The organism is Streptomyces sp. NPDC058198, from assembly GCF_042882605.1.
Taxonomy (GTDB): domain Bacteria; phylum Actinomycetota; class Actinomycetes; order Streptomycetales; family Streptomycetaceae; genus Streptomyces.
Map to the genome: position 1 here is coordinate 32,154 of NZ_JBHVVP010000014.1, position 26,150 is coordinate 58,303.

The 26,150-nt window shown below is 69.0% G+C and carries 24 protein-coding genes; 8 read left to right on the plus strand and 16 right to left on the minus strand.

Annotation, left to right across the window (positions count from 1 at the left end; genetic code table 11):
• Positions 1 to 37 precede the first annotated feature (37 nt).
• The 5 genes from fabG (at position 38) to ACFVWW_RS30250 (ending at position 4,614) form a co-directional block, all read left to right on the plus strand.
• Positions 38 to 799 (plus strand): 3-oxoacyl-ACP reductase FabG, encoded by a 762-nt coding sequence (fabG, locus tag ACFVWW_RS30230; RefSeq protein WP_386878844.1) that lies wholly within the window; start codon positions 38 to 40, stop codon positions 797 to 799.
• A 19-nt stretch (positions 800 to 818) separates the two neighbouring features.
• Positions 819 to 1,580 carry an SDR family oxidoreductase gene (locus ACFVWW_RS30235; protein WP_386878845.1) on the plus strand — a complete coding sequence of 254 codons (762 nt, stop codon included), beginning with the start codon at positions 819 to 821 and terminating at the stop codon, positions 1,578 to 1,580.
• A gap of 106 nt (positions 1,581 to 1,686) precedes the next feature.
• Positions 1,687 to 3,267 carry an ABC transporter substrate-binding protein gene (locus ACFVWW_RS30240; RefSeq protein ID WP_384180859.1) on the plus strand — a complete coding sequence of 527 codons (1,581 nt, stop codon included), beginning with the start codon at positions 1,687 to 1,689 and terminating at the stop codon, positions 3,265 to 3,267.
• A 70-nt stretch (positions 3,268 to 3,337) separates the two neighbouring features.
• Complete coding sequence (locus tag ACFVWW_RS30245; protein WP_384180857.1) at positions 3,338 to 4,021, plus strand: uracil-DNA glycosylase; 684 nt, start codon at positions 3,338 to 3,340, stop codon at positions 4,019 to 4,021.
• Between the two features lie 116 nt (positions 4,022 to 4,137).
• Entirely contained in the window at positions 4,138 to 4,614 is a 477-nt protein-coding gene (locus ACFVWW_RS30250; RefSeq protein WP_384180855.1) for a hypothetical protein, read from the plus strand.
• Positions 4,615 to 4,634: 20 nt separating this feature from the next.
• Here the strand turns inward: ACFVWW_RS30250 and ACFVWW_RS30255 are convergent, their stop codons facing one another.
• Complete coding sequence (locus ACFVWW_RS30255; RefSeq protein ID WP_384180853.1) at positions 4,635 to 5,153, minus strand: DinB family protein; 519 nt, start codon at positions 5,151 to 5,153, stop codon at positions 4,635 to 4,637.
• A gap of 204 nt (positions 5,154 to 5,357) precedes the next feature.
• Between ACFVWW_RS30255 and ACFVWW_RS30260 the strand changes: the two genes are divergently transcribed.
• On the plus strand, positions 5,358 to 6,263 hold the full coding sequence (locus ACFVWW_RS30260; RefSeq protein ID WP_384180851.1) for a Gfo/Idh/MocA family protein: 906 nt from the start codon (positions 5,358 to 5,360) through the stop codon (positions 6,261 to 6,263).
• On the opposite strand, the gene lnt is transcribed toward ACFVWW_RS30260, so the two are convergent.
• From lnt to ACFVWW_RS30335, 15 genes are all read right to left on the minus strand, one after another.
• Positions 6,187 to 7,797: an apolipoprotein N-acyltransferase gene (gene lnt, locus ACFVWW_RS30265; protein WP_386878846.1), complete on the minus strand. Its 1,611-nt coding sequence runs from the start codon at positions 7,795 to 7,797 to the stop codon at positions 6,187 to 6,189. The two genes, ACFVWW_RS30260 and lnt, sit on opposite strands and share 77 nt — an antisense overlap.
• 153 nt (positions 7,798 to 7,950) lie before the next feature.
• Entirely contained in the window at positions 7,951 to 8,409 is a 459-nt protein-coding gene (locus ACFVWW_RS30270) for a nuclear transport factor 2 family protein (protein ID WP_384180847.1), read from the minus strand.
• A 123-nt stretch (positions 8,410 to 8,532) separates the two neighbouring features.
• Positions 8,533 to 9,672: a zinc ribbon domain-containing protein gene (locus ACFVWW_RS30275; protein WP_386878847.1), complete on the minus strand. Its 1,140-nt coding sequence runs from the start codon at positions 9,670 to 9,672 to the stop codon at positions 8,533 to 8,535.
• Positions 9,669 to 10,247 carry a phage tail protein gene (locus ACFVWW_RS30280; RefSeq protein WP_386878848.1) on the minus strand — a complete coding sequence of 193 codons (579 nt, stop codon included), beginning with the start codon at positions 10,245 to 10,247 and terminating at the stop codon, positions 9,669 to 9,671. Before ACFVWW_RS30280 ends, ACFVWW_RS30275 begins: the two co-directional genes overlap by 4 nt.
• 3 nt (positions 10,248 to 10,250) lie before the next feature.
• Positions 10,251 to 12,203, minus strand: a complete 1,953-nt coding sequence (locus ACFVWW_RS30285; RefSeq protein WP_386878849.1) for a putative baseplate assembly protein — start codon at positions 12,201 to 12,203, stop codon at positions 10,251 to 10,253.
• On the minus strand, positions 12,200 to 12,610 hold the full coding sequence (locus tag ACFVWW_RS30290) for a GPW/gp25 family protein (protein WP_384180839.1): 411 nt from the start codon (positions 12,608 to 12,610) through the stop codon (positions 12,200 to 12,202). The genes ACFVWW_RS30285 and ACFVWW_RS30290 overlap by 4 nt, the downstream gene beginning before the upstream one ends.
• Before the next feature lie 5 nt (positions 12,611 to 12,615).
• Positions 12,616 to 12,897 carry a PAAR domain-containing protein gene (locus tag ACFVWW_RS30295; protein WP_384180837.1) on the minus strand — a complete coding sequence of 94 codons (282 nt, stop codon included), beginning with the start codon at positions 12,895 to 12,897 and terminating at the stop codon, positions 12,616 to 12,618.
• Between the two features lie 82 nt (positions 12,898 to 12,979).
• Positions 12,980 to 14,866 (minus strand): VgrG-related protein, encoded by a 1,887-nt coding sequence (locus tag ACFVWW_RS30300; RefSeq protein WP_384180835.1) that lies wholly within the window; start codon positions 14,864 to 14,866, stop codon positions 12,980 to 12,982.
• Between the two features lie 6 nt (positions 14,867 to 14,872).
• Positions 14,873 to 15,664 carry a peptidase M23 gene (locus ACFVWW_RS30305; RefSeq protein WP_384180833.1) on the minus strand — a complete coding sequence of 264 codons (792 nt, stop codon included), beginning with the start codon at positions 15,662 to 15,664 and terminating at the stop codon, positions 14,873 to 14,875.
• A gap of 5 nt (positions 15,665 to 15,669) precedes the next feature.
• Entirely contained in the window at positions 15,670 to 16,107 is a 438-nt protein-coding gene (locus tag ACFVWW_RS30310; RefSeq protein WP_384180831.1) for a phage tail protein, read from the minus strand.
• 98 nt (positions 16,108 to 16,205) lie between these two features.
• Positions 16,206 to 18,026 (minus strand): hypothetical protein, encoded by a 1,821-nt coding sequence (locus tag ACFVWW_RS30315; RefSeq protein ID WP_386878850.1) that lies wholly within the window; start codon positions 18,024 to 18,026, stop codon positions 16,206 to 16,208.
• Between the two features lie 31 nt (positions 18,027 to 18,057).
• On the minus strand, positions 18,058 to 18,201 hold the full coding sequence (locus tag ACFVWW_RS30320; protein ID WP_384180827.1) for a DUF6760 family protein: 144 nt from the start codon (positions 18,199 to 18,201) through the stop codon (positions 18,058 to 18,060).
• Positions 18,198 to 18,662: a hypothetical protein gene (locus ACFVWW_RS30325; protein WP_386878851.1), complete on the minus strand. Its 465-nt coding sequence runs from the start codon at positions 18,660 to 18,662 to the stop codon at positions 18,198 to 18,200. The genes ACFVWW_RS30320 and ACFVWW_RS30325 overlap by 4 nt, the downstream gene beginning before the upstream one ends.
• Positions 18,662 to 19,060 (minus strand): phage tail protein, encoded by a 399-nt coding sequence (locus tag ACFVWW_RS30330; protein ID WP_386878963.1) that lies wholly within the window; start codon positions 19,058 to 19,060, stop codon positions 18,662 to 18,664. The genes ACFVWW_RS30325 and ACFVWW_RS30330 overlap by 1 nt, the downstream gene beginning before the upstream one ends.
• 124 nt (positions 19,061 to 19,184) lie before the next feature.
• Positions 19,185 to 20,732 carry a phage tail sheath family protein gene (locus ACFVWW_RS30335; protein WP_386878852.1) on the minus strand — a complete coding sequence of 516 codons (1,548 nt, stop codon included), beginning with the start codon at positions 20,730 to 20,732 and terminating at the stop codon, positions 19,185 to 19,187.
• 233 nt (positions 20,733 to 20,965) lie between these two features.
• Between ACFVWW_RS30335 and ACFVWW_RS30340 the strand changes: the two genes are divergently transcribed.
• Entirely contained in the window at positions 20,966 to 25,069 is a 4,104-nt protein-coding gene (locus tag ACFVWW_RS30340) for a hypothetical protein (RefSeq protein WP_386878853.1), read from the plus strand.
• A gap of 3 nt (positions 25,070 to 25,072) precedes the next feature.
• Entirely contained in the window at positions 25,073 to 25,762 is a 690-nt protein-coding gene (locus tag ACFVWW_RS30345; RefSeq protein WP_386878854.1) for a hypothetical protein, read from the plus strand.
• Positions 25,763 to 26,150: the final 388 nt, after the last annotated feature.

Below are 26,150 nucleotides of genomic sequence, written 5' to 3' on the forward strand. Positions count from 1 at the left end.
ATCGAGAGCCGCGGTTCCTAGGGCGAGGAGAACAGGGATGTCCACCACCGAGCAGCGCGTAGCCATCGTGACCGGGGCGGCGCGGGGCATTGGCGCCGCCACCGCGGTACGACTGGCGGCGGAGGGCCGCGCCGTCGCCGTACTCGACCTCGACGAGGCGGCCTGCAAGGACACCGTCGAGAAGATCACCACGGCCGGTGGCACCGCCCTCGCCGTCGGCTGCGACGTCTCCGACGGCGCGCAGGTCGAGGCCGCCGTCGCGCGGGTCGCCGCCGAGCTGGGAGCGCCGACGATCCTCGTCAACAACGCGGGTGTGCTCCGGGACAATCTGCTCTTCAAGATGAGCGAGTCCGACTGGGACACCGTGATGAACGTGCACCTCAAGGGCGCGTTCCTGATGTCCAAGGCCTGCCAGAAGTACATGGTGGACGCCCAGTTCGGCCGTATCGTCTGTCTCTCCTCCAGCTCCGCCCTGGGCAACCGGGGCCAGTCCAACTACGCCGCGGTCAAGGCCGGTCTCCAGGGCTTCACCAAGACCCTCGCCAAGGAGCTCGGCAAGTTCGGCATCACCGCCAACGCCGTCGCGCCCGGCTTCATCGTCACCGAGATGACCGCCCAGACCGCCGCCCGTATCGGCATGGGCTTCGAGGAGTTCCAGGCCGCGGCCGCCACCCAGATCCCGGTCCAGCGCGTCGGGAAGCCGGAGGACATCGCGAACGCCATCGCCTTCTTCACCGGCGAGGCGGCCGGCTTTGTCTCCGGCCAGGTCATGTACGTCGCCGGCGGACCGCTCAACTGAAGCCGGGGGGATGACGGACATGACGCAGCAGACGCGGGACAGCGGAAAGGTCGCCCTGGTCACGGGCGCGAGCCGGGGCATCGGATACGGCGTCGCCGAGGCGCTCGTCGCCCGCGGCGACCGGGTGTGCATCACCGGACGGGGCGAGGACGCGCTCAAGGAGGCGGTGGAGAAGCTCGGCTCCGACCGGGTGATCGCCGTGGCGGGCAAGGCGCACGACGAGGCGCACCAGGCGGTCGCCGTCGCGCGCACCATGGAGGCGTTCGGCCGGGTCGACTTCCTGGTCAACAACGCGGGGACGAACCCGGTCTTCGGCCCGATGGCCGAGCTGGACCTGAACGTGGCCCGCAAGGTGTACGAGACCAATGTCATCTCGGCGCTCGGCTTCGCCCAGCAGACGTGGCGGGCCTGGCAGAAGGAGAACGGCGGCGCGATCGTGAACATCGCGTCGATCGCCGGGGTCTCGGCGTCCCCGTTCATCGGCGCCTACGGCATGAGCAAGGCGGCGATGGTCAATCTGACCCTCCAGCTGGCCCATGAGTTCGCCCCGGGCGTACGGGTCAACGCCATCGCGCCCGCCGTGGTCAAGACCCGGTTCGCGCAGGCGCTCTACGAGGGCCGGGAGGCCGAGGCCGCGGCCGCGTACCCGCTGGGCCGGCTCGGAGTCCCGGAGGACATCGGCGGCGCCGCGGCGTTCCTCACCTCCGACCAGTCGGACTGGATCACCGGTCAGACACTCGTGGTTGACGGGGGTATTTTCCTCAACGCCGGCGTCGGATGACACCCTCCACCGGCGACCGCCGCAAAAGCCCCTCCGGATCTCCATATTGATCCGGAGGGTGCTGCGGTATGGTCTGCCGATCCATGGCTGAGCAAGGAGCGTGCACGTGTTCAACCGGACCAGTCGGCAGACCGCTGCGGCCCTCGCATCCATATCCCTGCTCGCGGGATGCGGTCTGTTCTCGGACGAAGACGCCGAAGCCGAGCAGAAGATAGTCGTCGGTTCGACGAGCGAGCCCAGCACGCTGGATCCGGCGGCGTCGTGGGACAACTCCTGGGAGATGTTCCGCAATGTCTTCCAGACCCTGGTGAGCTTCCCCACCGGCAGCACGTATCCGCAGCCCGACGCCGCGCGGAGCTGCAAGTTCGCCGACAAGTCCAACCAGGTCTTCGAGTGCGTACTGCGTGAGGGCCTGACGTTCTCCAACGGGGACAAGCTCGACGCGGCGGCCGTCAAGCACTCCTTCGACCGCATCCGGAAGATCGACGTGCAGGGTGGTCCCGCCGGTCTGCTGGAGTCCCTCCAGGAGGTCGAGACGAGCGGGGACGACACCGTCATCTTCCGTCTGAAGAAGCCCGACGCGACGTTCCCCTTCATCCTGGCCACACCCGCCATGTCCATCGTCGATCCGGCGGAGTACCCGATGGACAAGCTCCGGGAGGACGGCAAGCTCACCGGCTCGGGCCCGTACGTCCTCGACTCGTACGCCGGCGGCGAGAAGGCGGAGCTGACCCGCAACGAGCACTACGACGGGTTCGCGAACCGCAGGAACAAGTCCGTCACCATCGAGTATTTCAAGGACTCCGACACCCTCTTCGGTGCCTTGAAGAAGAAGGAGATCGACGCCATCTACCGAGGTCTGACCTCGGAGCAGGTTGTCGAGCTCGAAGAGAAGAAGGCCGAGAACGAGGACCTCCAGCTGGTCGAGACCGTCGGCGCCGACATCCGCTACCTGGTCTTCAACCCCAAGGACCCGGCGGCCGGGAAGCTCGCCGTACGGCAGGCGGTGGCGCAGGTCGTGGACCGTGACGCGCTGGTCGCCAAGGTCTACCAGGGCACGGCCGAGCCGCTGTACTCCATGGTCCCCAAGGGCATCGCCGGCCACGCCACCAGCTTCTTCGACCTGTACGGCGACCCGGATGTGGACAAGGCGAGAGCCATCCTCGAAGAGGCGGGCATCACCGAGCCCGTGGCCCTCACGTTCTGGTACACCACGGACCGCTACGGATCGGGGACGGCCGCCGAGTTCGCCGAGCTGAAGCGCCAGCTCGAAGGGTCGGGACTGTTCGACGTCACGCTGCGGAGCAAGCCGTGGAAGGAGTTCCAGGCGGGCTACCAGAAGGGGGAGTATCCCGTCTTCGGCCGCGGCTGGTTCCCCGACTTCCCGGACCCGGACAACTTCATCGCCCCCTTCGTCGGCAAGAACAACGCCCTGAGCACGCCGTACGAGAGCAACGAGATCACCCAGCAGCTGCTGCCCGAGTCGCGCAAGGTGAGCGACCGCGCCGCAGTCGCTCGTCAGTTCGAGCGAGCCCAGGAGATCTTCGTCGGTGATGTCCGGCTCCTCCCGCTGTGGCAGGGCAAGCTGTACGTCGCCTCGACCGAGGACATCGCGGGCGGCGAGCGGGCGCTCGACCCGCAGACCGTCATGCAGCTGTGGGAGCTGTACCGCAAGGCCAGCTGGTAGCGGCCGTTGTCAGTGGGCACCGGTAGGTTCATTCACTGATACAAGTGATCGCTTACCGGAGGTTGTTGACGTGACCGACACCGACATGCTGCCCGAGTCCTGGCGCGGCGTCCTCGGCGACGAGCTGCAGAAGCCCTACTTCAAGGAGCTGACCGAGTTCGTCGAGGAGGAGCGGGAGAAGGGGCCGGTCTACCCCCCGCGTGACGAGGTCTTCGCGGCGCTCGACGCCACTCCGTACGACAAGGTCAAGGTCCTGATCCTGGGCCAGGATCCCTACCACGGAGCAGGCCAGGGGCACGGTCTGTGCTTCTCCGTCCGGCCGGGGGTCAAGACCCCTCCCTCTCTGCGGAACATCTACAAGGAGATGAAGGAGGAGCTCGGACACCCCGTGCCGGACAACGGCTATCTGATGCCGTGGGCCGAGCAGGGGGTGCTGCTGCTCAACGCGGTGCTGACGGTCCGCGAGGCCGAGGCCAACTCGCACAAGGGCAAGGGCTGGGAGAAGGTCACGGACGCGGTGATCCGCGCCGTGGCCGAGCGGCCCGACCCGGCGGTCTTCGTCCTCTGGGGCGCTTACGCCCAGAAGAAGCTGCCGCTGATCGACGAGGAGCGCCATGTGGTGGTGAAGGGCGCGCACCCGTCGCCGCTGTCGGCGAAGAAGTTCTTCGGGTCGCGTCCGTTCACCCAGATCAATGAGGCCGTCGCCGCGCAGGGACACGACCCCATCGACTGGCGCATCCCCGACCTCGGCTGATCCGCCACCCGTCCGACAGGCTCGGGCCGTGTGCCCGAGCCTGAGGGGGATTGTCCGTAACGGCGGCTAGCGTCTGGTCCGTCGGATTCACGGTACGGGCAGCGAAGGCGGCAGCGATGGAGCAGCGGGAAACGTCGGGGGACGCCTTCATGACCAGGATCGGGCAGGCGGCCATGCTTCTCCACGGCGGCGACCGCGAGGAGGCGCGCAATCGCTTCGGCGAGCTCTGGACGGAGATCGGGGAGGCGGGTGACGCGCTCCACCGCTGCACGCTCGCGCACTACATGGCGGACACCCAGGACGACCCCGGCGACGAGCTGGCCTGGGATCTGCGGGCGCTGACCGCCGCGGACGGGCTGGGCGGGGGCGAGGAGCGGCCGGCGTGGCCCGAGACCTCACCGGCCGTGCGCGCCTTCTATCCCTCGCTCCATCTCAATCTCGCCGCCGACTATGTGAAGCTCCAGCGGCCGGACTCGGCGCGGATTCATCTCGACCGGGCGCGCGACGCGGCGGACGCGCTGGGCGAGGACGGATACGGCAACGGAGTCCGGGCGGGGATCGACCGGCTGGAGCGTCGGCTGCGGGAGCGCTGAGCCCCCGGGCCGGTGCCGGGTCAGTCGCCGGTCGCGCCGTCGATCCGCTCGCGCAGGAGATCGGCGTGGCCGTTGTGCCGGGCGTACTCCTCGATCATGTGGGTGTAGATCCAGCGCAGGCTGTACGGCTCGCCGGTCTCCCGGTGCCGGCGGCCCGCGCCGACGTCGTCGAGGGAGAGCGGCGCGGAGAGCTCACGGGCGCGGGCGATCTCGGCCTGCCAGGTGGCGTACGCCTCGTCCCAGGTGTCGCCCTCGCCGACATGGAAATCGCCGTCCGGGTCGTCGTCGGTGTAGTAGATCGGTCCGGCCTCCTCGTTGGAGAGCGTCCGGCGGAACCAGCCGCGCTCGACCTCCGCCATGTGCCGGACGAGACCGAGCAGGGTCAGCTCGGCGGGCGGTACGGACGCCTCTCGCAGCTGTTTGTCGTCCAGGCCGGCACATTTCACGGCCAGGGTCTCGCGGTGGTAGTCCAGCCAGCCGTCCAGCATCTCGCGTTCGCCGGCGACGGTGGAGGGTTCGCTGCGCTCAGGTGTGGTCATGGCGGCCATCCTCACGTACCGAGAGGGACCGCCGCCAAGGTTTATCCGACCGGCCCGCCGCGCTCGCCGAGCAGGCCGCGCGGCAGCGGATCGCGGACCGGCACGCTCCGCAGCGCACGTATGCTTCCCGGACAGCGCGTCAGTAGGCGAACAAGTGAGCGAACTGAGGCGCGAGATCATTTCACCACACGCTGGGGAGGCCTCGTGAAGGTCGGCTGCATCGGGCTCGGCGACATCGCGCAGAAGGCGTATCTGCCGGTGCTCACCACGCTGCCCGGGGTCGAACTGCATCTGCAGACCCGCACCCCCGCCACCCTGACGAGGACCGCCGAGGCCCACCGCATCCCGGCCGCGCAGTGCCACACCGACCTCGACTCACTGCTCGGCCAGGACCTCGACGCGGCCTTCGTGCATGCCCCCACCGGCGTCCACGCCGAGATCGCCACCCGTCTGCTGGAGGCGGGCGTGCCGACCTATGTCGACAAGCCGATCGCGTACGAGCTCGCCGACTCGGAGCGCGTGGTGAACCTCGCCGAGGAGCGGGGCGTCAGCCTCGCCGTCGGCTTCAACCGGCGTTTCGCACCCGCCTACGCCCAGTGCCTGGAGCATCCGCGCGAGCTGATCCTGCTGCAGAAGAACCGCGTGGGGCTGCCGGAGGACCCGCGCACCTTCGTCCTGGACGACTTCATCCATGTCGTCGACACCCTGCGCTTCCTGCTCCCCGGACCGGTCGAGCACACCGACGTACGGGCGCGGATCCGGGACGGGCTGCTGCACCATGTCGTCCTGCAGCTCTCCGGCGACGGCTTCACCGCCATCGGCATGATGAACCGGCTGAACGGCTCCACCGAGGAGATCCTCGAAGTGTCGGGCCAGGACACCAAGCGGGCCGTGCACGACCTCGCGACCGTCATCGACCACAAGGGACAGCCGAGCGTGCGACGGCGCGGCGACTGGGTTCCGGTGGCCCGCCAGCGTGGGATCGAACAGTGCGTCCTGGCCTTCCTCGACGCCGTACGAGCGGGAAAGCCGCTCAGCGCGCGGGATGCGCTGCGGACTCACGAGCTGTGCGAGCGGGTGGTACGCGCGGCGCTTGAGCAGGCCGCCTGAGCGACCGGGCGGCCGCCACGGCGCCGAGCGCCGCGAGCACGGCGAAGGCGGCGTACACCGCCCAGTCGCCGAACCTGACGTACGCGGTCGTGCCCCGGGCCAGCGGAATGTCGAACACGGCGGCGGCACCGCGGTCCGCGCCGACCCCGGCGCCGACCCGCTCCCCGCCGGGCCCGAAGACCGCGCTGACGCCGGTGAGCGTGGCGTGCACCATCGGGCGGCCGGTCTCCGCGGCCCGCAGCGCCGCCAGCGAGGCATGCTGCTCCGGCGCCCAGCTGCCCTGGAAGGACGAGGTGGAGGACTGCGCCACCAGCACCTGGGCGCCGTCCTTGGCCAGGCGCCTGCTCATATCGGGGAACGCCGACTCGAAGCAGACCAGCGGCCCGAACCGCAGCCCGCCCCGTCCCTCGCCCGGCAGCACCATGACCGCCTGCCGGGTGCCGCGCCTGCGGTCCTCACCCGCGGCCTTGCCCACCGAGGTCGCCCAGCCCAGCGCAGAGCGGGCCGGGACGTACTCACCGAAGGGCACCAGCCGCATCTTGTCGTACGTGTCACCCGTCGGGCCGTTCTGCCCCACCAGGACACTGCGCTTGTAGATCCCGGCCCGGCCCGCCGCGTCCGTGCTGCGCGCGTCCACATTGACCAGCACCTCGGCGCCGATCGCACGGGAGAGGGCGGCGATCCTCGCCGCCAGATCGGGCCGCTCCGCGAGATCCGTACTGACACTGCTCTCGCCCCACACCACCAGATCGAGATCCCGTCCCGCCAGGGTGCGGGTCAGGGCCTCGCCGCGCGCGAACCGGCGCTCGACGGCGTCGGGTCCTTCGACAACACCCGGCTGGACGACCGCGATCCGTACCCGCCCCGACTGCTCGGGCTCCGGCGCCCACGTCCACACGGATCCCACCGTGACGGCGCACACCACGATGCCCACGGCCGCCGTGATCCGCGCCCCGGAGACCGACACCAGCAGGGTGAGCGCGGTGTTCACCCCGACCACCAGCAGGCTCACCAGCCAGACCCCTCCCACGGAGGCGAGCCGCAGCGCCGGGGAGACCTCCCACTGGCTGGCGCCGAGCAGTCCCCACGGTCCGCCAAGTCCCTGCCAGGACCTGACCAGTTCGACCATCAGCCAGCCCGAGGGGACCACGGCGAGTGCGGCGAGGGCGCGCTTCGCGGACGGCGCACCGCCGACCATGGACCGTACGAGCCACCCCCAGGGCGCCCAGAGCAGCCCGAGCAGCGCCGCCAGCACCACGATGAACACATGCAGGCTCGGCATCAGCCAGTGATGTACGGCGACCATGAAACCGAGGCCGCCCAGCCAGCCGTCCAGCGCCGCGCGACGGCCCGTCGGGGCGCTCCGTACGAGCAGCATCCAGGGCACCAGCGCGCCGTACGCGAACCACCAGAGGGACGGCTGGGGGAAAGCGAGGGCGGGCAGCGCGCCGGCGCCCACCGCGGCCGCACCCCGCCACCACGGCGACGCCAGCCGCCGGCTGAACGGTGCCTGCCGGCCGACCGGGATCCCCATACCGCGCCTCCTCGCCCTGCTCATTCCGCAGTCCCTTCCCCGAATGTGAGGGACCGAAGCAGGACCGAAGCAGGCAGGGAGCAGGAGCGAAGCAGGCGGGGAGCAGGGCCGGAGCGGAGCCGGAGCAGGAGAGCGGCCGGCCCGGACGGGGCGTCAGCCGCCGTTGGAAGAGCCGGTGGCGTGCCGCCACTTCTCCTGGACGACCACGGTACGCAGCTGCCAGCCCGCGTCGCCGCGCAGCAGACCGAACACGCCCCGGCCGCCGCACATGAGCTCCTTGCCGGACTCATGGCGCAGCGGGCTGAGATAGTCGGCCCGCACCTCGGCGCGGTCACCCGGATAGCCCCCGAGATCCTGGATGCGCAGCCGGCGATTGACGATCAGATGCTGACGGACGGTGAAAGGCCGCAGGGTGCCGGCCAGCCAGTCGGCAACCTCCCCGGCAGGCCCCTCGATCCCGCCCGCCGCGGTGTAGTCGGCGCGGCCCTCCGGGGTGAACAGGGCCCGGAACCCTGGCCAGTCGGCGTCGTCCACGGCCACCGCGTAACCGGTGATCACCTCATCGATGGCCAGACGGTCCATCACGGTCGCGAGATCCACACGCTGCGTCATCGACTCAGTCTCCGGCAGTGGGAGCCCCAGGCCAAGAGCCGCGCACACGCGGCGATCGCCGGCCGGCGCGCGGCGGCACCGTCCGAGGGGTGCCGGCGCCGTCCGGGGAGCGCCGGCTGCCCTTCAGCGGCGGCCGAAGAAGTCGATCTCGGCGATGGCGGGCCGGCGGCCCTCCCGGTCGCCGTAGACGTCATCGACCGTCAGTCGCACCTGGACGACCTCGGCGCCCCGGATGTCGAAGGTCTGCTGGCCGGGCTGGTCCTTGAGCGTGATCCTCTTGTCGACGACCTCGCCGTCCGCGGAGCGCATCGTCACCGTCAGCGCCGCGGGCCGCGCCTGCGAGAGGAAGGCGTCCCCGTTGGCGGACCGGCCGGCGAAGACGGCCAGCTTCAGCACGCGCACCGGCTTCTCGAACTCGCATTCAAGGAACTCGCCGATACCCGGTCCCGCCTCGGCGGGCGCCCAGTAGCGGTTGGTGTAGGTGTCGAAGGCGGCCCGCGCCGGGTGGTCCGGCATGGCGCTGGAACCGCGGACCTGGCTGGGCCGCAGCTCTTCGGGGGTGGCGGTCCTGTCCCGGGCGACGTCGTACGCCTCGGACAGATACGGGCGCGCGAACCAGGCCGCGCAGAGCAGGACCGCGAGGGTGATCGGAATGGCCAGGCTGGGGCGGCGCCACAAGCGGCGCCTGGGACGCGCCCCGGCGGCCGGCAGCGAACGCCGTCGCCGCCCGAGGATCCGGCGCCACCACGGCGGCGGTACGTCGGGGGGCGGGCCGGGGTCCAGGAGCAGGCCGCAGCGCAGACAGAGGACGCGTTCCGCCGCGTTCTCCGTCCGGCAGTTGGGGCAGCGGACGGCGCCACGGCTGAGCGGGGGCGGGAGCGCGGGGCCGGGTGGCTGCTCCGGCGGGTCTTCCGGGGGGCCGGGTACGGGCGCGTCCAGCCGGTCCCCGGGCCGCCGCGGGCCGGCCGGCGTCTGCCCACGCTGTCGCTCCTGCTCGGCGCGTTCGTCCTGACTGCCCTGGCCGTCCTGGCCGGTCCGTTCGTCCGGTTGGACCCCTGCCTCTGCCGTCGGCGGGCCGTGCGGTGTCACAGGAGACGGTTCCGGCTGAGGCCGGCCAGCACCCCCACCCGTGTCCCCGCCCGCGTCCCGACCCGCGTCCCCGCCCTCGGGCTGCTGCGGATCACCCCACTCCAGGAAGGTTTCGCAGGACGTGCAGAACGCCGTGTCCGGCGCGTTGCGGTGCCCGCACTCCGGACAGATCATGGCCGCTCCCCGGACGCGCCACCGGAAGGAGCGCCACCGGCCGGCAGGATCTCCAGCTCGTAGCCGATATGGGCCGGGATCTCGCCCTCGATCAGCTCCTCCACCCCGACCCGGTCCACCGCCTCAGGCTCCGGCACCCGCAGTCGTACGACCACCCAGGGGCGTGCCTCGCCCGGCAGCTCCGTGTTCGGGGTCGGCGACCAGCCGGAACCGCCGCTCTCGGCGATCTCCGGTTCCACGCCGGTCTGCCGGCGGATCGCCTCGGCCAGCCCGCCGCGCGTCCCCCGGCGGCTGTGCCGGGCCACCGCCTCCGTCACCGCCGCCCGCCGTGCCGCTGCCGGTACGTCCCCGTGCGGCTCCACGGCCACCCACTGCGCCACCCAGTCGAGGAAGTCCTCGGGCGCGCTGCGCGGATCGAGGTGCGCGGGAAGGTTGTCGAGGGTCAGCAGGATCGGTGCGAGTACGTCGTCCAGCGCCGACAGGAACCGGCCCAGGAAGTCCTGTTCGAGATAGAGCGCGGGCAGCAGCTCGACCAGCGGGTGCGGTGAGGGCAGTCCGGTCACGGTTCCGCGCATCGCTCAGGCCTCCCGTATCCGCAGCTGGTGTTCGTAGGAGAAGGCCAGCGCGTGCCGGTCGAGCGCGATCCTGGTGGTCGCCTCGCCGCGCTGTCCGGTCATCGGGTCGGCCGGGAAGAGCCGTACGTCCTCCACCAGGTCCACGTCCGGCACCCGCTGGAGCACCGCGAACGCCTCACCGGACTGGATGGGCCGCCCGAACGGCCAGCCCTGCCCGTCGGGACCGCCGGTCAGCGGATTGAAGTAGCCGTAGAGCGCGGCGAGCGCGGCCTCGCGCAGCCGCTCGGCCACGGCGCCCCGGCGGGCCTGCACGGAGGCCACGACGGTCACCCCCTGGTAGAACGGCGGTTCCACCATCAGCCGGGCGCCGATCGGCCGCCGCGCGTCCAGATGGTTCCTGATCTGCGCCATGGTGTCCGGCGGCGGGGTCAGCTCGTCGAAGTGGATCCGGCCCTGCGCGTCACTGCGCCCCGCCGGTACGACCAGCAGCCGCACCCCGCCGGCGTCCGCGTCCCTGCCCGCCGGTACGCAGTACACCCGGGCCGCGTCCGGAGCCACCTCGCGGGCAAGCAGCTCGTAGTCGTGCGGTACGACCGCGCGGTGCAGCGTCCGCAGTGTCATCGGCCCGCGCACCCGGGCGCTCTCCACCGTCTCGCCGTCGACACCGCCCAGCGCGGGACGCCGGTTCTCCACCCGGGCCACGAACGGCAGCGAACTGCGCAGCACCCGCAGCGCGCCCCGGGCGACATTGCCCCGCCGGCCGCCGCCGGTGCGGTAGCTGCGTACCCGCACCGGGCTGCCCTTGTGCGGCACCGCGCCGTAGTACCGCAGCCCGCCGTCCTGCTCCCGTACGGCGGGGCCGAAGTCCACCCGGCCCGAGTTGGGGTCCAGGGTGATGTGCCGGTCGTCAGGGCCCGAGTGGGCGAAGTCGTCGACGCGGGTCCAGTCGGACCAGCCCGAACCCTCGTCCACATCCGCCACCTCGACCACGAAGTCACCCGGTACCACGGGCGGTCGGGCGAGCCGGAAGCTCTGGCCCGGTACGCCCTCCGCCGGCCCGAGGATCTCCTCCCGTACCGTCTCGGCGTGCGTCGCCTCGACCGTCCCCCCGATGGTGAAGGCCGTGATCCTGCGGACGGTCGGAGGCGCCACATAGCTGGGCTGACCGGGCTCCGGCTCCACCAGCCTGCAGCGCAGCCAGCCGCCGGTGCGCCGTACGACGGTCGAGGCGGTGTGCGTACGGGGCAGATGCAGGATCAGCTCGCCGGACTTGTTGAAGCCGCCGGTGTCGTCCTTCTCGATCTCGCAGGCCCGCCACTCCGTGCCGTCCCACGCCTCCCACCGCAGCGGCGGCCGCCGCGGGTCGACGCCCACGCCCTCGACCCGGCAGTCGAGACGCAGGACGACGACCCCCGTCGGCACCGCGTTGGAGAGGCCCACATAGAGCGTGTCGCCGGGCCTGGGGGTGGGGCCGAAGCACGGTACGTCGCGGCCGAGCGCCAGTTCCTCGGACCGGTCGACCCCCTCGCCGTCCGCGAACCGGGTGGCCAGGTGCCCGAAGGCACAGGGCACGATCGACAGGTCCTGGGCGGTGGTGAAGACCACCGCCTCGTCGGTCTCGGTACGGACCGTGGCGACCTCGGTGCCCGCCCGCACCCGTACCGGCTCGGGCTGGGGCGCGGAGAGCCGGAAGGTGACCTCGGTACGGGCCGCCGTCGGCGGGTACAGCCGTACCCCGATCAGGTCGAGGAAGGTCAGATAGTTCTTCTCCGGCACCCGGTTCAGCCGGTAGACGAGCTGGTCGACCATGGTGGCGAAGGCTTCGATCAGCGTCACCCCGGGGTCGGAGACATTGTGGTCGGTCCACTCCGGACAGCGCTGCTGCACCAGGCGCTTGGCCTCGTCCACCAGGCTCTGGAAACGACGGTCGTCCAGATCGGGGCTGGGAAGCGTCACGCGCCGTCCTCCTCGTGCTGCGGGATCACATAGAACGGGAAAACCAGGTTCCGCGGGTCGTTGGAGCCACGCACCGTGTAGCCGATGTCGATGTAGAGCACCCCGTTGTCCGCCTCGTCGAACCGGACGGTCACCTCGGCCACCTCGATCCGCGGTTCCCACCGCTCCAGCGCGAGGCGCACCTCGTACGCGAGCTGCCCCGCCGTACCCGCGTCCGCCGGGGCGAACACATAGTCGTTGACGGCGCAGCCGAACTCGGGCCGCATCGGCCGCTCGCCGGGCGAGGTCGCCAGGATCAGCCGGATCGACTCCTCCAGCGCGCGCTCCCCGCCCACCAGGGCGATGCTGCCGGTGGCGTCCGTACGCGGCGGGAAGGCCCAGCCGGCGCCGATGAACTGCTCTCCCATACCGCTCAGCCCCCGATCAGCACGGTCGGGCAGCCGGACACCACGGGTGAGCCGCAGGCCGCCCGGTCGCCGACCCGGGCGGCGGGCTTGCCACCGATCAGCACGCTGGAGCTGCCGGGTCCTGCGAGGGCGGACGGCGGATGGACGGCCGGCGGCGGGACGGCGCACTGGTGCGGGGTGCCGACCGTGGCGGCGGGCTTGCCGCCGATCAGCACCGACGGGACGCCGGGCGGGCCGACCGTACCCGGGTGACCGGTGGGGTCGCCGACGCGTGCGGCTGCCGACATCTCTCCGCGCTCCTCTCGCTCCGCGTCCGCGGAATCGGTTCACTCCGCGTTCGCGGAATCCGTTCGCTCCGCGTCCGCGGAATCAGTTGATCCTGACCAGTGGTGCGTTGATGGAGCAGGAACTGCCGCCCTTGATCTCCGTGCGCGAGGTCCCGTTGACCGCCACCTGGCTGCCCTGCACATCCAGCGCACCGCCCGTGGCCAGCCGGAGCCGGCCCGTCCCGCCGTCCACCTGGACTCCCGTACGCGCCGTCAGCTTCACCGAGTCGCCGCTGAGTTCGAGCACGCCCTGCCCGGCGTCCATCGCCACCCCGCGGCCTGCCTTGATCGACACCTGTTCCCCGGCCTCGATCTCCACGCTGCCGTCGCTGTTGATGACGATGGTGGTGCCCTTGCGGTCGAGGTCGATCTTCAGCTTCCCGTCGCCGGTGACCAGCCGTACGCCCTGCGGGCCGTTCGCGGTGTCCAGCAGCTCCAGCTGATTGCCGCCCTTGGAGGCGAAGGCCCGCCGGTTGACCGCGCCGCTGGTCGGATCGACCAGCTCACCGCCCCCGCCGCTCTCCCCGCCGCCCTGCGCCGGCTTGTCCTGACCGTTGTACAGACCGGCCAGGACATACGGCCGGTCCAGATGCCCCTGCTCGAAACCGACCAGGACCTCGTCCCCCACCTCGGGGATGAACGCCTCGCCGCCGCCCGTCCCGCCGGCCTGCGCCGTACGCGCCCAGTCGCTCGCGTACTCGTCCGACAACCAGGGGAACCTGACCTTCACCCGCCCCAGGCCCTCCGGGTCCTGAGTGTCCGTCACCGTCCCGTTCACCAGGCCCGAGCAGCGCCCGCCCGCCCCCGGGCCACGGCCCGCCGCGCCCGCGCCGCCGCCGGTCAGTCCGAACAGCGAGCGCTCCTGCTGCCCCGAGACGGTGATCCAGGTCTCGTAGCCGCGCACGGCGTCGAAGACATGCCGCGAGGAGGTGACCGTATAGCGCCCCTCGAAAGGCGCCCCCACGGCGTTGAGCGCCACCGCGCTGCCCGCCCGTACCTCCGGATTGCCCCGGATCACCGCCTCCAGCTCGGCGAAGGAGCCCGCGATCCGCTCCGCCAGCGCCTTCGCCGCCTGGTCCACCTGCGCCTGCGTCCCGTACGAGGCGTCCGTGACGACGAAACTCGCCTCGCCGAAGGGTGCCGACACCTCGGCCGCCGTCACCCCCAGGTCCAGCGTCGACGTGGTGCCCGCCGGCGCCCGGCCCACCAGCGGCCGCTTGGCCGCCACATCCCAGCCGCGCACCTCCACCTCGGACACCTGCTCGGCCGCCGACACCCCCGCCCGGCAGCGGATCAGATTGCTCCCCATCTCCAGTACCAGCGGGTTCTGTTCGGCCCGCGCCGAACTGTCAGGAGCGCCACTGGCCTCGGCGGGCCTGGTGATGTGCAGCCGGCCGTCCAGGACGTACGCCTGCGCGCCCGCGTCCTCCGCGAGCCCCCGTACGAACTCCCAGTCACTGATGTTCGGCTGGGCGACGTGCTCCAGCACCGGGCCCGCGACATCCACCGTCCCCGGGCGCAGCCCGGCCCGCTGCGCCACCTGCGCGCAGATGTCGGCGAGCGTCATGTTCTGGTAGCCGGCGACCCGGCGCCCCCGGAACAGCCGGTGCGACTCGTCGAGCCCGCGCACCACCGTGAAGGTGCCGGTGTCGTCGATCTCGACCTCCAGCGCGGTCACGACACCGGTCAGCAGCGGCGTGGCGGACGGGCCGCCGCCGGCGTGGGCCAGCAGTCTGGCCTCGCTGCCGATCTTGAGACCGGTCTGCTCCAGCAGGACCCGGCTGGGATCGCGAAAGCGCAGCACGAAGAGATCGGGCAGCGTACGGCTGTCGTCCACGTACCCCTCGACCAGTGTGTTGGCGAGGGCCGGCGGCAGCGGTGTGCCACCGAACTCGACCACCAGCGCCTTGGCGACACTCTGCTGGGCCATCCGCCCTCACCTCAGCCGTTCCCGCTCGGAGTCCTCGAGCCGCCCCAGCTCGTCCAGAGCGGGCAACAGCAGCTCCTGGCCATTGGTCAGCCGCATCGGGTCGTCGATCCCGTTCGCCTCGGCGATGACCCGCCAGGCGGCCGGGTCGCCGTACTCGTGGTGGGCGAGACCCTGCAGCGAGTCCCCGGCGCGCACCCGGTGCACGCGCCGCGCCGCCAGCGCGCCCGAGGTCGGGTTCTGGCCGGGCGTCTCCCCGCTGATCTCCTCCATCGTCACCTGGCACAGCGCCCGGATCGGCACGCCGGAGGTCGTGAAGAGGGTGTACTTCGCCTGCACCTGGCTGACATAGCCGGGAAAGCCGGTGAGCCCGCCCCAGTGGAAGACCACCCACGGCGGCGACGACCGCTGCTGCTGCCGGGTCTCGCTGGTCGGCACACAGCAGGCGAACAGCTTCTCCACCGAGGTCACCACGCTGCTGTCCTGGGTGTCGCTCGCGTCGAAGAACATCTCCACGGTGAGCTTGCTGGGCTGCGGCCCCTGGTATTCGGGCGGCCCGGAACTCTTCGCCCCCTTGGCGGGGGTGCGCTTCCAGGACGCCGCCTTGGTCAGGCTCAGTTCCTTGGGGTTGAACTGGAAGTCGATACGGCCGCACGGCCCGCCGGGGGTGAGACTGCCGCCGGGCGGAGGCGTACGCAGCTCCAGATAGGCGTGCTCCAGTTTGGGCCGGGCCGAGCCCGGCGCGCGGGCGGAGGCCGTGCCGGAGGTGCCTGCGGCGCTGAACGCGATGGGTCCGCTCATGGCGCTCAGCCCTCCATCACATAACCGTGGTGGGCGATCTCGATGGTCTCGATGGCGACCTTGGGGGACTCGGGGGTGAACGACGGGCCGGTCCAGCGCACCGGTACGACCTCCAGCAGGCCCCACTGCGCGACCTTGCGGCCGTCGCCCGTGCGGGCTTCGATATGGGCGGTCTTACGGCTGAACCCCGTCGTCATGCTCGCGAACCACTTGGCGACCTTCTCCGTCTCCCGGGTCAGCGGCCGCGACAGCTTCACGTTCGAGTACTTGAGCCGGGTGGGCAACTGCCAGATGTGGCCGTTGTTGCCGCCTTCCTCGCGTGCTTCGAGGACCACTTCGCAGCCGAGACCGTCACAGGTGTTGAACGAGCCGAGTTCGATGTCGTCGATCGTGACGACGAAGCAGACGCTGACGGCCGGATCGTCGTTGTCGGTCGGTGCCATGGCACGTACCTCTCCCTCTCCATCGGCTGTCGGCTGTCCGCTGTCGTCTGTCGGCAGTGGGCGTCTCGGTAGTGGGTGGTCGGCTGCGGTCGGTCGTGTCAGTGCCTGGTGTTGATCAGGAATCCGGCGCGTTCGCGTTCGAGCCGGAGGTCCGCCTTGAGGAGCCGGCTGAGGGGTGCGTACAGGGCCCGTACGAGTTCATCGGTGACGGGGGGTGTGCCCGCGCCCCTGCCCGGGGAGCCGGCCACGGCGGACTCCGCGCCTCCGGGCGCCCCGCCGTCGGCCGCGTCCGGGAAGGCGGGGTCGGGATCGAGGCCCGGGTCCGGCTCCGGTTGGGGTTCGGCTTCGGCTTCGGGGAGGGGATCCGGGGGCGGCGGCTCGCTGGTTTCCGCCGCGCGCTGCACCACGTGGGCGCCGCCGAAGACCACGCTGCCGTCGGCCATCCGCTGGGCCACTCCGGCCGCTACGGCGACGGAACCGGCGTCGCGGAAGGCCGGGGAAGGGGACGAGGTTCCTGAGGACACCGACCGGGGCACCGGCGGGCTGCCGAGCGCGTGCCGCTGGGCTGTTCTCGGTGGTACGGAGCCGGGGGCGGCGCCGAGCGAGGCGGGTGCTGTCCCGGCCGCCGCACCCGTACCTGTCCCCACCGCTTCCCTCGCCACGGTGACCTGACCGGCGGCGTACGAGCGCTGGACCGCCGCTTCCGGGCCGGGGGCGGACCACCGTACCGGCACGGCGGGGGGCTCCGGGGTCGCGCCTCTGGGGGCGGGCGCCATGGGGGCGTCCGGACCGGTGGCGAAGAGGGGGACCGCCCGTTGTGCGAGGAGCGGCACCACCGGACCGGACGCCGGTTCTGGGAGCCGGGGGAGTGCGTGGGGGGCGGCGAACCGCTGGACCGGTACGGGGAGACCGCCGGGCGCCGGGGCCGGTGCGCCCGGTCGCTCAGGCTCGGACTCCGCTGCCCGCTGGACGTGTTGGTGCGGATGGTGTTGTACGAGGGGCGGGGCGTCGCCGAGCAGCGGCCCCGTCGGTGTGTCCGGTGGTGTGTCCACGGGGGTGACAGCGGGTGTGTCCACGGGGGCGTCCGTATCCGGGGGAGACTCCGGTCCGCCGGGCTCCGTCATCGGGCCGGACGTGCGAGCCGCGATCTCCCGCTGGGCGGTGGGAGGCAGACCGGCCAGCGGCGCCCCCAGTCCGGGCGGGTGTGGACGGGACGGCGGCTGTGGAGCGGTGAACCGCTGAACGGGGGCAGGCACGGGGCCGGTTGGCGGCCCGCCGGAGGTGGGGGCGCTGTCCCGTACGGGCACGGCCGACGGGGGCGGTGCGGGAGGCACGGGTGGCGCGGGCAGTTCGGGAGGCGCGGGCAGTGCGGACTCGACGGGCCGCTCGCCCACGAGCCGCCGTACGGGCAGTCCGTCGGGCAAGGCCCCGGCCGAGACCATCGTCTCCTGGCCCTCGGACGCGCTCCGTTGCAGCGGTACGGCCCTGGGGTGCACCTGCACCCGGCCCTCGGTCGGCGGCCCGGAGGCCACCATCCCCTCGCGCCGGCTGCCTTCGTCCCGGCCGTCCTCCACCTGACGGCTCACCGTCGTGGGCCCACTGGACGCGACAAGCCCGTGCACCAGCCCGGAGGGCGCCTGCGGGCTGACCAGATGGCCGAGGGGAGTGGTTAGTGTTGCGTCCTGCCAGGTGCCGAGCGAGCCTCGGAAGCCGTCCGGGTCCGTGACCAGGCCCGGCGCGGTCAGGGTGCGCTGGACCGGCGGGAGTTCACGCCAGCCGGCCGCCGGGCGGGCGGAGCCGGCCGGTGTTTCGTACGCTGCTCCGGACGACGCTGACGCGGTGGACTCATGGGGGGTACCGGACAAGGCCCCGTCCGGCCCGTCCGCCCGGTCGCCGCGCAGCCAGGACAGCAGTCCCATGATCCCCTCGCCCCCCTCGGCTTTCCCTGTCCTACGGCCCGGTGAGCCGGGCGATCTGTGCGACGTACGTCAGCCGTTCGGCGTGCTCCAGATCGAGCAGCTGATCGAGCGGCCAGTGGAAGTGATAGGCGAGGTACGCGACTTCCTCGTACAGCAGGTCGGCCGCGTACGTCACGATTCCCCCGGGCGACCACCCCCGGCGAGATCCACGGCGAAGTTCTCCTGGCAGGACGGGCAGGTGACGGCGGCCCGGGTATGCCCCTCGGCGTTGATCCGGCGGTAGAAGTCCTGCAGAAAGGCGAGGTCGGAGGCGAACAGGTCCTCGATGACGCCCGGGTGGATGTCCTCGACGGTGCCGATCCTGCTCACCACCCGGGCGATCAGCACGACCGACAGGTAGGCGGCGTTCTCCCGTACGCGATCGTCCCGGAGCGGGACCAACTCGTCGCGGGCGGTGGCCAACCGCATCACCCCGGTACGGTGCACGGTGCCGGACTCGTCCACGTACCCGCGCGGCAGCTCGAAGGGGAACTCGGTCCGCAGGCTCTCGCGAGCCTCGCGCCCCCGCTCCTCGCCGCCGGACCGGCCGGGCGCGGTGTCGTCCGGCCGGGCGGAGGGGGACAGCATGCGCCGCATCAGTCGACTTCCATGCTCTCGTAGGTGATCGCCAGCTTTTCCGTGAGGACGGACGTGTCGCCCGCCTTCAGCGTGCCGATCTCCAGCGACTTCGGCCAGGCGTTGATCAGCTTGTAGCGCTTGATCGCGATGCCCTCGTAGTCGTACACGATGATCGCGCCGTTGCGCCGGGCGTTCGTCATCCGTCCGAACCGGGAGTCCTTGATCCACTCCTCGAAGCTGTTGTCCTCGGTGAGACCGCGGCTGACCGTGACCTCGCCCGCCTTCGGGCGGCCCGGCAGCTTCTTGATGGCGTACTTGCCGTCGGCGGTGTTCTGCTTCAGCTCGATGACGTCCTGCTCCATCTTCAGACCACTCACCTCGGTGATCTGCTTGATGAGGACGCTGTCGAATTCCAGACCGAAGGAATGCCCGACGGAACTGTCGAGATCGGGAAGTGGCTACCAGCCTCCTATGCGTTCGCTGTCCGTCACCGGCTGCCCCTCATCCGCCGCGTCCGTCCGCTTGCTCTGCCGTCCGTCCTCATTCGTCGACCGCGCCGGTGCCGCCGGTCAGCTGGGACAGCCGGAACACCACGAACTCCGCCGGTTTGACCGGCGCCACCCCGATCTCGCAGATCACCTGACCGGCGTCGATGCTCTCCGGCGGGTTGGTCTCGCGGTCGCATTTGACGTAGAAGGCCTCGTCCGGCGTCAGCCCGAACAGCGCGCCCCTGCGCCACTCGTTGACCAGGAACGCCGAGACCGTGCGCCGGATCCGCGCCCACAGCGCGTCGTCGTTCGGCTCGAACACCACCCACTGCGTCCCGGCCAGAATCGACTCCTCCAGATAATTGAAGAGCCGTCGCACATTCAGATAACGCCAGTCGGAATCGGCGGCCAGCGTCCGCGCTCCCCAGACGCGGATACCGCGACCGGGAAAGGCGCGGATGCAGTTCAGGCCGATCGGGTTGAGCAGATCGTGTTCGTTCTTGGTCAGCTGGGTCTGGAGCGACACCGCGCCGCGTACGACCTCGTTCGCCGGGGCCTTGTGCACCCCGCGCGAGGCGTCGTTACGGGCCCACACTCCCGCGACATGCCCGCTCGGCGGCACAAACGCATTGCGGCCGGCCGCCGGATCGAACACCTTGATCCACGGGTAGTACAGCGTCGCGAACTTTGAATCGAAGCCGGTTGTCTCCATCCGCCAGGCCCTTATCTGCTGCGGGCTCAGGCCGGGCGGGGGATCGAGGATCGCGATCCGGTCCCCCATCAGCTCGCAGTGGCCGATCAGGCCCTGCTGCACCGAGACCACCGACTCCAGATCCAGCACCCCACGCTCGTACGCGCTCATCAGATCCGGTACGGCGACCATGGTGACCTCGTCGATCGCCTCCAGCCCGCCGAAGCCGGTGCGTTGATCCGCGTCACCCACGTACTCGTCCGCCGACAGGGGCCCGTCCAGCGGACCCGCGTCGGGCGTGGGGCCGAGCGTGACCGTCTGCGCCTCGGGCCTGACCGGCGCTGCGCCGCGGCCCGGCTCCCGTACCTCGATCAGCCGCGACCGCGCCTTCACCTGCGTGGCGACATTGTCCTTGCTGCGCTTCGTCGTCACCGCGGGATAGGTCTCCACGACCTTGCCGTCCTGCGTCACCACCAGGGTGAACACATCCTGCGGCGGATCCTCGCCCTCGGGCTCCGTCACCTCGACGGTGATCTCACCGGTGACCCCGGGCAACGCCCGTACGGTGTACGGGCCGAGCCGTGCCTCCGCGCCGGCCTCCAGCTCACCGGGCGTACCGGCCGTCTCGTCACCGCCGCCGCCCCGGTGTCCGCCGATCCGGACGACGTAGCAGGTGCCGCCGCCGTTGGCGAAGAAGCCGTAGACGGACGAGGCGAGATACGTACCTTCGACGAATTCGCCGAACCGGCTCGTGAACTGGGTCCAGTTGGTGATCAGGGTCGGCTCGTTGAACGGGCCTCGCTGGGCGAAGCCGACAAAGGCGGCGACGGACGTGCCCACGCCCTCGATCGGGCGTGAGCCGGACTGGACCTCTTCTACGTAGACGCCCGGGGACAGATACGACGGCATGCGACTCTCCTTGACCGGGGAACGTGGGCGATTCTCGCCGGGGGAGAGATCATCGGGAACGGGCGTACGGCCGCCTCGTCGTACCGAACCCGCTGCCCGAAGAGGCAGGCACGGCCGGTCATCTGATCGGGCAACGAACGCTGCCCCCGGCACTGCCCCGCTCGCACTGCTCGGCGTACGGACCCGGCCCGCACCCTGGCTGGCATGTCGGGGACCTGTGGCCAGGGGCGACGGTGAAGGCGGCTCAGGAGAAGCGCGCCGCCGCGCCCACGCACGCCACCGCGCCCGCCCATGCTGCGTCCGCCCATGCTGCGTCCGACCACGCCGCCGCGCCCGACCACGCCGCCGCTCCCCGGTCCTCGACGCCTGCGCAGGAAGCGCACTCCACTCCCGAGGCTTCTCCGGCGGCCGGCCCCGGGCTGGATGCCCGGAGCGTGCAGCTGCTCCAGGCCCGCGCCGGAAACGCGGCCGTGTCGCGGCTGGTGGCCCAGCGCTACGCCGATGTGGTCAAGCCACCGCCGGCCCAGGCGCCCGGTTTCCGCAAGGTCCAGCAGGACGTCGCGGCGAAGAAGCAGAACATCAAGCGGCACAAGCCCGCGGCGGCCGAGTCGAAGTCGGCCCAGGACGCGGCCGTCGCTCCGCCGGACGACAAGCAGGCGCAGGGCAAGGCGGCCAACGCCGAGAAGATGAACGCGGCCAAGCCCGGGGAGTTCGACAAGAGCGCGTTCATCGGAGCGGTCAACGAGGCGATCTCGGCCCAGGCGCCGAAGAACCTCGACGAGGCCGACAACTTCGCCGACTCCGGCAACGCCGACCACATCAAGGACTCGGTCGACGGCAAGGTCAAGGACGGTAAGAAGTCCTCGGCTGAAGACATCGAGACCGCCACCACGGCCGCCCCGGACCTGTCCCAGGCCAAGGAGAAGCAGGTCACCCCGATGGGGCCGGACCAGCCTCCGGGCAACCCGGGCGCGCCCAGCGCCGCGGACGCGGTCCCGGCCAAGCAGCCGGACAAGGTCCTGGACTTCTCCGAGGGCAACCAGCAGGTCGACCAGCAGCTGGCCGATTCCGAGGTCACCGAGGAGCAGCTCGCCAAGGGCAATGAGCCCCAGTTCGACAAGGCGCTGTCGGAGAAGAAGAAGGGCGAGCAGAACACCGCCGCCGCCCCCGCCAAGGGCCGCGCGGCCGAGGGCAAGCAACTCGCCGCCGCGCAGGCGGGCGCCGCGGTCTCCGGCGCCCAGGCGATGAACGCCATGACCGCCGACCGTAACGCCGCGGGCAAGGCGGTCGACAGCGGCAAGGGCGAGACGAAGTCGGCGGACGAGAAGAAGCGCGAGCAGGTCACCGCCAAGCTCCAGAAGGTCTTCGACACCACCCAGAAGGACGTCGAGAAGATCCTCGGCGACCTGGACGGCAAGGTCGACAAGCAGTTCACGGACGGCGAGAAGAAGGCGCGCGGCGACTTCACGGCCGACCACAAGCGCCGGATGAAGGAGTACAAGGACAAGCGCTACTCAGGGTTCACGGGCAAGGGCCGTTGGATCAGGGACAAGTTCAAAGGCCTGCCGCAAGCGGGTCTGGACATCTTCAAGAAGTCCCGCGAGCTCTATGTCAGCACCATGCAGACGGTCATCGCGTCCATCGCCGACACCATCGGCACGGAACTGGGCCGGGCGAAGACCCGGATCGCCGAGGGCCGCTCGGAGTTGAAGGCCGAGGTCGACAGACTCCCGGCGGACCTGAAGCAGTTCGGCCAGGAGGCGGCGGCCGACTTCGCGGGCAAATTCGACGACCTCGAATCCGAGGTCAACGACAAGTCCACGCAGCTGGTCCAGGACCTGGCTCAGAAGTACACCGAGGCCCTCAACTCGGTCGACGAGGAGATCAAGAAGCTCGAAGAAGAGAACAAGGGCCTCATCGCCGCGGTCATGGACGCGGTCGTCGGCGTCATCCAGACCATCAACGAGCTGAAGAACCTGCTTCTCGGCGTCCTGGCCAAGGCGGCCGGCGTCGCTATGAAGATCATCAAGGATCCGATCGGCTTCCTCCGCAGCTTCGCCTCGGCGGTCGGCGCGGGTCTGAACCTGTTCATCGGCAATATCCCCGAGCACCTCAAAAAGGGCCTCGTCTCCTGGCTCCTGGGCACGGCGGTCAGCACGGGCCTCGAAATCCCGGCCAAGTTCGACCTGAAGGGCATCATCCAGCTCATCGCCTCCCTGCTGGGCCTGACCTGGGACAACATCCGCGCCCGCGTCACCCGCAAGGGCGTCCCGGACGAGGCGATGACCAAGGTCGAACAATCCGTCCCGGTAGCCGGCGCCCTGGCCCGCGAGGGCCCGGCAGGCGCCGCCCAAGAGATCACCGCCGAGACGGGCGACCTCAAGTCCACGATTCTCGACGACCTGAAGTCCTACCTGATCCCCACCGTCCTGATGGCGGGCATCACCTGGATCCTCTCCCTCCTCAACCCCGCCTCGGCCTTCATCCGCGCGGTCAAGGGAATCATCGACATCGTCACGTTCATCGTGACCCAGGGCGCCCAGATCATCGAATTCGTCAACGCCTGCCTCGACGCGATCATAGCCATAGCCAACGGCGCCCAAGCCGGCGTCCCCAAGCTAATAGAAACCGCCCTCGCCACCAGCATCCCCCTTCTCATCGGCCTCCTGGCCTCCCTCCTAGGCATCGGCGGCCTGGCCAACCGAGTCAAACAAGCCTTCCAAAAAGCCTCCCGCCCCGTCACCCGCGCCATAGACAAAATAGTCAACAAAATAACCAAGGCCGGAAAAAAACTCTGGGCGAAGATGAGAGACCCTAAGGGGAGTAATGGTAAGGGGAAAGTGAAAAACGGAGAGGGGGTGGCAGGTCAGGAATTTGACCGGGACTCAAGGGGGAAAGAGGCGAGGCTCAATAAGGGTATCAAGTCTGCGGTCGAGTCTTTCAATAAATACAGCGACATGCCGGTTTCGGGGAAATTCCTTCGATCGCTCTTGCGCCCCATAAAGGCACGTTATCGCCTCGCCGAGATTAAGCCTGTTGAGAATGGCGAAAAATGGGATGTGTATGCACGAGTGAATCCGACAGGGACTGGGTCTTCGAATGCCTTGACTGTGGAGGAGGCCATAAAGAAATGGCTGCCTTTCCGTGGGGCGGATAGGGTAAAGGAGGTTAAGGAGTCTTGGCGGACGGAGCAACTCGACAAGACGAAAGTGTGGGAAGCGGGAGACTTGGATGACGTCGAGGAACCGGTTCTGTCATATCTCAACTCAAAGAAGGCGCAGGATTCTGTGGCCGGCTTCTTTGCTGGCGGCAGGACGGCTGCAAGTGCCGAATCTGCGACATTCGCATCCTATGCTTTGAAGGAAATAGACCCCAGTCCTTCGCATCCAGTGAGGAACAATTTCTTTGTGAAGCTGGGGCAGCGGGCAAATAGTGAGCTGAAGAAGAAGGGGCGGACGGCAGACCTGTCGGACAACAGCAGGACCAATCTGGAGGCGATGAAGTACACTACGGATCGTCAGTTTGGAAGATTCTCCCCGCTGCCAGTCGATGAGCCGCAGGTTGATCCGATTCTGAAGGAGGCCATTGATAACGCCCAGGGAGACCATGTGCCAATAATTAACTTTCTGCAAGGTTTGGTGAAAGATCCGAACGTTGGGGTCGGTGGAATATCATGGTCTCGATTTGTTGAACTTTGGGGCCCTGACCGTAGGGGTAGCGGTCAGCTTAAGAATCCAAACCGTGCCTTCATCAAGGATAGAGTGAGGGGAGTCGACCCGAATAAGCATGAATGGATACCAATGAATAAGATAAAGGATGTCGTTCAGACGGCAATAGGGCACAGTGCCGAGGATTTAACCACTGCCCTCAAGTGGATAGATCTGCAGAACTATTTGCGATCTGCGACTAATCGAGTGGTTTGGGAAGTTCGGAGTCCTGATGGTGCGAGAATTGTAGGGATTGGGGGGCATGTTGGGGCATTTTATAAGAAGCATAAGAATGGAGAAACGGGTGAGGATGAAATTAAGTCGGCATTGACAAACGGGACCGAATCCTTCCATAACGCTTTGCGTGACTTGTTTATGCAACATTCTGGAGGTACGCCCTCCGCGTTCCTGGATGTCCTGGAAGAGAAACTTCCTAGTATGGTGTGGAACGGGAGTACGGAGGGTTGGGAGCCTGAATTGCTTGACTCGAATGTAGGTGCCCTGTATAAAGTAGACAGTGACACTTTGAAGTCGTTGAGCGTTGCAGGGATGGGAAAATTGCAGGGACATAATTATGAACTAATATTGCAAGACATTGCTCAGGCGAGGAAGAAACTACAGGAGGGGTAGCTCATGAACTTTCCGGCGGATGCTTCCTTTCGTGAAAGTCTTTTGCAGGCTTTAGGGCATCCTCCGCCGTTCTCATCTTCAGAGTTGGAATCCGTCGAGCTCTTGGATATTACCCACGGTAGGGAATTCTCTCAAGAGCTCGACGGATTGCGACGATTTTCATCGCTCCGGGTCTTGATTTTGAATGGGTGCGAACCTGTTTCGCTGACTGCGCTGGCTGGACAGTCGACACTCGGTGCGCTATCTGTAAAATTTAGCGCGCTCGCTTCGTTGGCTGGAGTTGAAGGCTTACCCAATCTCAATCGCTTAGTCTTGCGGTGTGATTTTGTTAAAGATCTGAGATTATTGTTGGAGTGTCCGCAGATTAGGGAAATCGACGTAACTGGGAATCCTCTTTCGGAGGAGTCCTATTTGGAAGTCCTTCCCGAGTTGGGTAGGCGTGGTTGTCGGGTGACGTTTTCTGATGAACGCTCCTGGCGGTTGACGCTTCTCATGCACTCGGTCGGGCTTCCTTTCTCATGCTATCAAGGTGAAGGTGGATATCGGATTTGCAGGCCGGGGTTACGCTACACGGCGAGACCAGAGGCGAGTCATCCGTATGTAGTGCCATCCGAACTGGAAGTATTGCTTTCGAGCGATATTGATGAGGTGAAATCACTCTTCAATCGTAAGGAACTTTTCTGGCCTCATTGAGGCCGCAAAAGGTGGAGGTTGTTTCTCGCTTGTATCTATGCCTGGTCCTGGAAACTCAGGTGACTCCGACGTGATCTTCTAAGGGTTGCCGGGCGAGCCTGACGCTTCGGGTCGCGTGCGGGCAGGAGGTTTCCGCTGGCCTGCTGGGCTTTTTGGCGACCCGGTGAAGCACGGCTTCGTTGACAACGGTCCACGGGCAGAGTGGAGCGGTTGCCCGGGGCCACGGTGCAGCCCGGCGTAGCCACCGGTCCGGCAGTACCGTCGGTAGTCACGTGCTGACCGGAGCGCCCCACGGAGGCGATGAGCTGGTCGGGGCGGAGTGTGTCAGTCGTCAACACCGACGGACTCCGTAACCAGTTCGGAGGATAGTCGCCGGATCTGCGGTCGC

Coding starts and splice junctions, on each gene's coding strand:
- fabG (WP_386878844.1), top strand. CDS start 38: ATGTCCACCACCGAGCAGCGCGTAGCCATCGTGACCGGGGCGGCGCGG.
- ACFVWW_RS30235 (WP_386878845.1), top strand. CDS start 819: ATGACGCAGCAGACGCGGGACAGCGGAAAGGTCGCCCTGGTCACGGGC.
- ACFVWW_RS30250 (WP_384180855.1), top strand. CDS start 4,138: ATGGAGCAGCGGGAAACGTCGGGGGACGCCTTCATGACCAGGATCGGG.
- ACFVWW_RS30255 (WP_384180853.1), bottom strand. CDS start 5,153: ATGACCACACCTGAGCGCAGCGAACCCTCCACCGTCGCCGGCGAACGC.
- lnt (WP_386878846.1), bottom strand. CDS start 7,797: ATGGGGATCCCGGTCGGCCGGCAGGCACCGTTCAGCCGGCGGCTGGCG.
- ACFVWW_RS30270 (WP_384180847.1), bottom strand. CDS start 8,409: ATGACGCAGCGTGTGGATCTCGCGACCGTGATGGACCGTCTGGCCATC.
- ACFVWW_RS30275 (WP_386878847.1), bottom strand. CDS start 9,672: ATGATCTGTCCGGAGTGCGGGCACCGCAACGCGCCGGACACGGCGTTC.
- ACFVWW_RS30280 (WP_386878848.1), bottom strand. CDS start 10,247: ATGCGCGGAACCGTGACCGGACTGCCCTCACCGCACCCGCTGGTCGAG.
- ACFVWW_RS30290 (WP_384180839.1), bottom strand. CDS start 12,610: ATGGGAGAGCAGTTCATCGGCGCCGGCTGGGCCTTCCCGCCGCGTACG.
- ACFVWW_RS30295 (WP_384180837.1), bottom strand. CDS start 12,897: ATGTCGGCAGCCGCACGCGTCGGCGACCCCACCGGTCACCCGGGTACG.
- ACFVWW_RS30300 (WP_384180835.1), bottom strand. CDS start 14,866: ATGGCCCAGCAGAGTGTCGCCAAGGCGCTGGTGGTCGAGTTCGGTGGC.
- ACFVWW_RS30305 (WP_384180833.1), bottom strand. CDS start 15,664: ATGAGCGGACCCATCGCGTTCAGCGCCGCAGGCACCTCCGGCACGGCC.
- ACFVWW_RS30310 (WP_384180831.1), bottom strand. CDS start 16,107: ATGGCACCGACCGACAACGACGATCCGGCCGTCAGCGTCTGCTTCGTC.
- ACFVWW_RS30315 (WP_386878850.1), bottom strand. CDS start 18,026: ATGGGACTGCTGTCCTGGCTGCGCGGCGACCGGGCGGACGGGCCGGAC.
- ACFVWW_RS30325 (WP_386878851.1), bottom strand. CDS start 18,662: ATGCGGCGCATGCTGTCCCCCTCCGCCCGGCCGGACGACACCGCGCCC.
- ACFVWW_RS30335 (WP_386878852.1), bottom strand. CDS start 20,732: ATGCCGTCGTATCTGTCCCCGGGCGTCTACGTAGAAGAGGTCCAGTCC.
- ACFVWW_RS30345 (WP_386878854.1), top strand. CDS start 25,073: ATGAACTTTCCGGCGGATGCTTCCTTTCGTGAAAGTCTTTTGCAGGCT.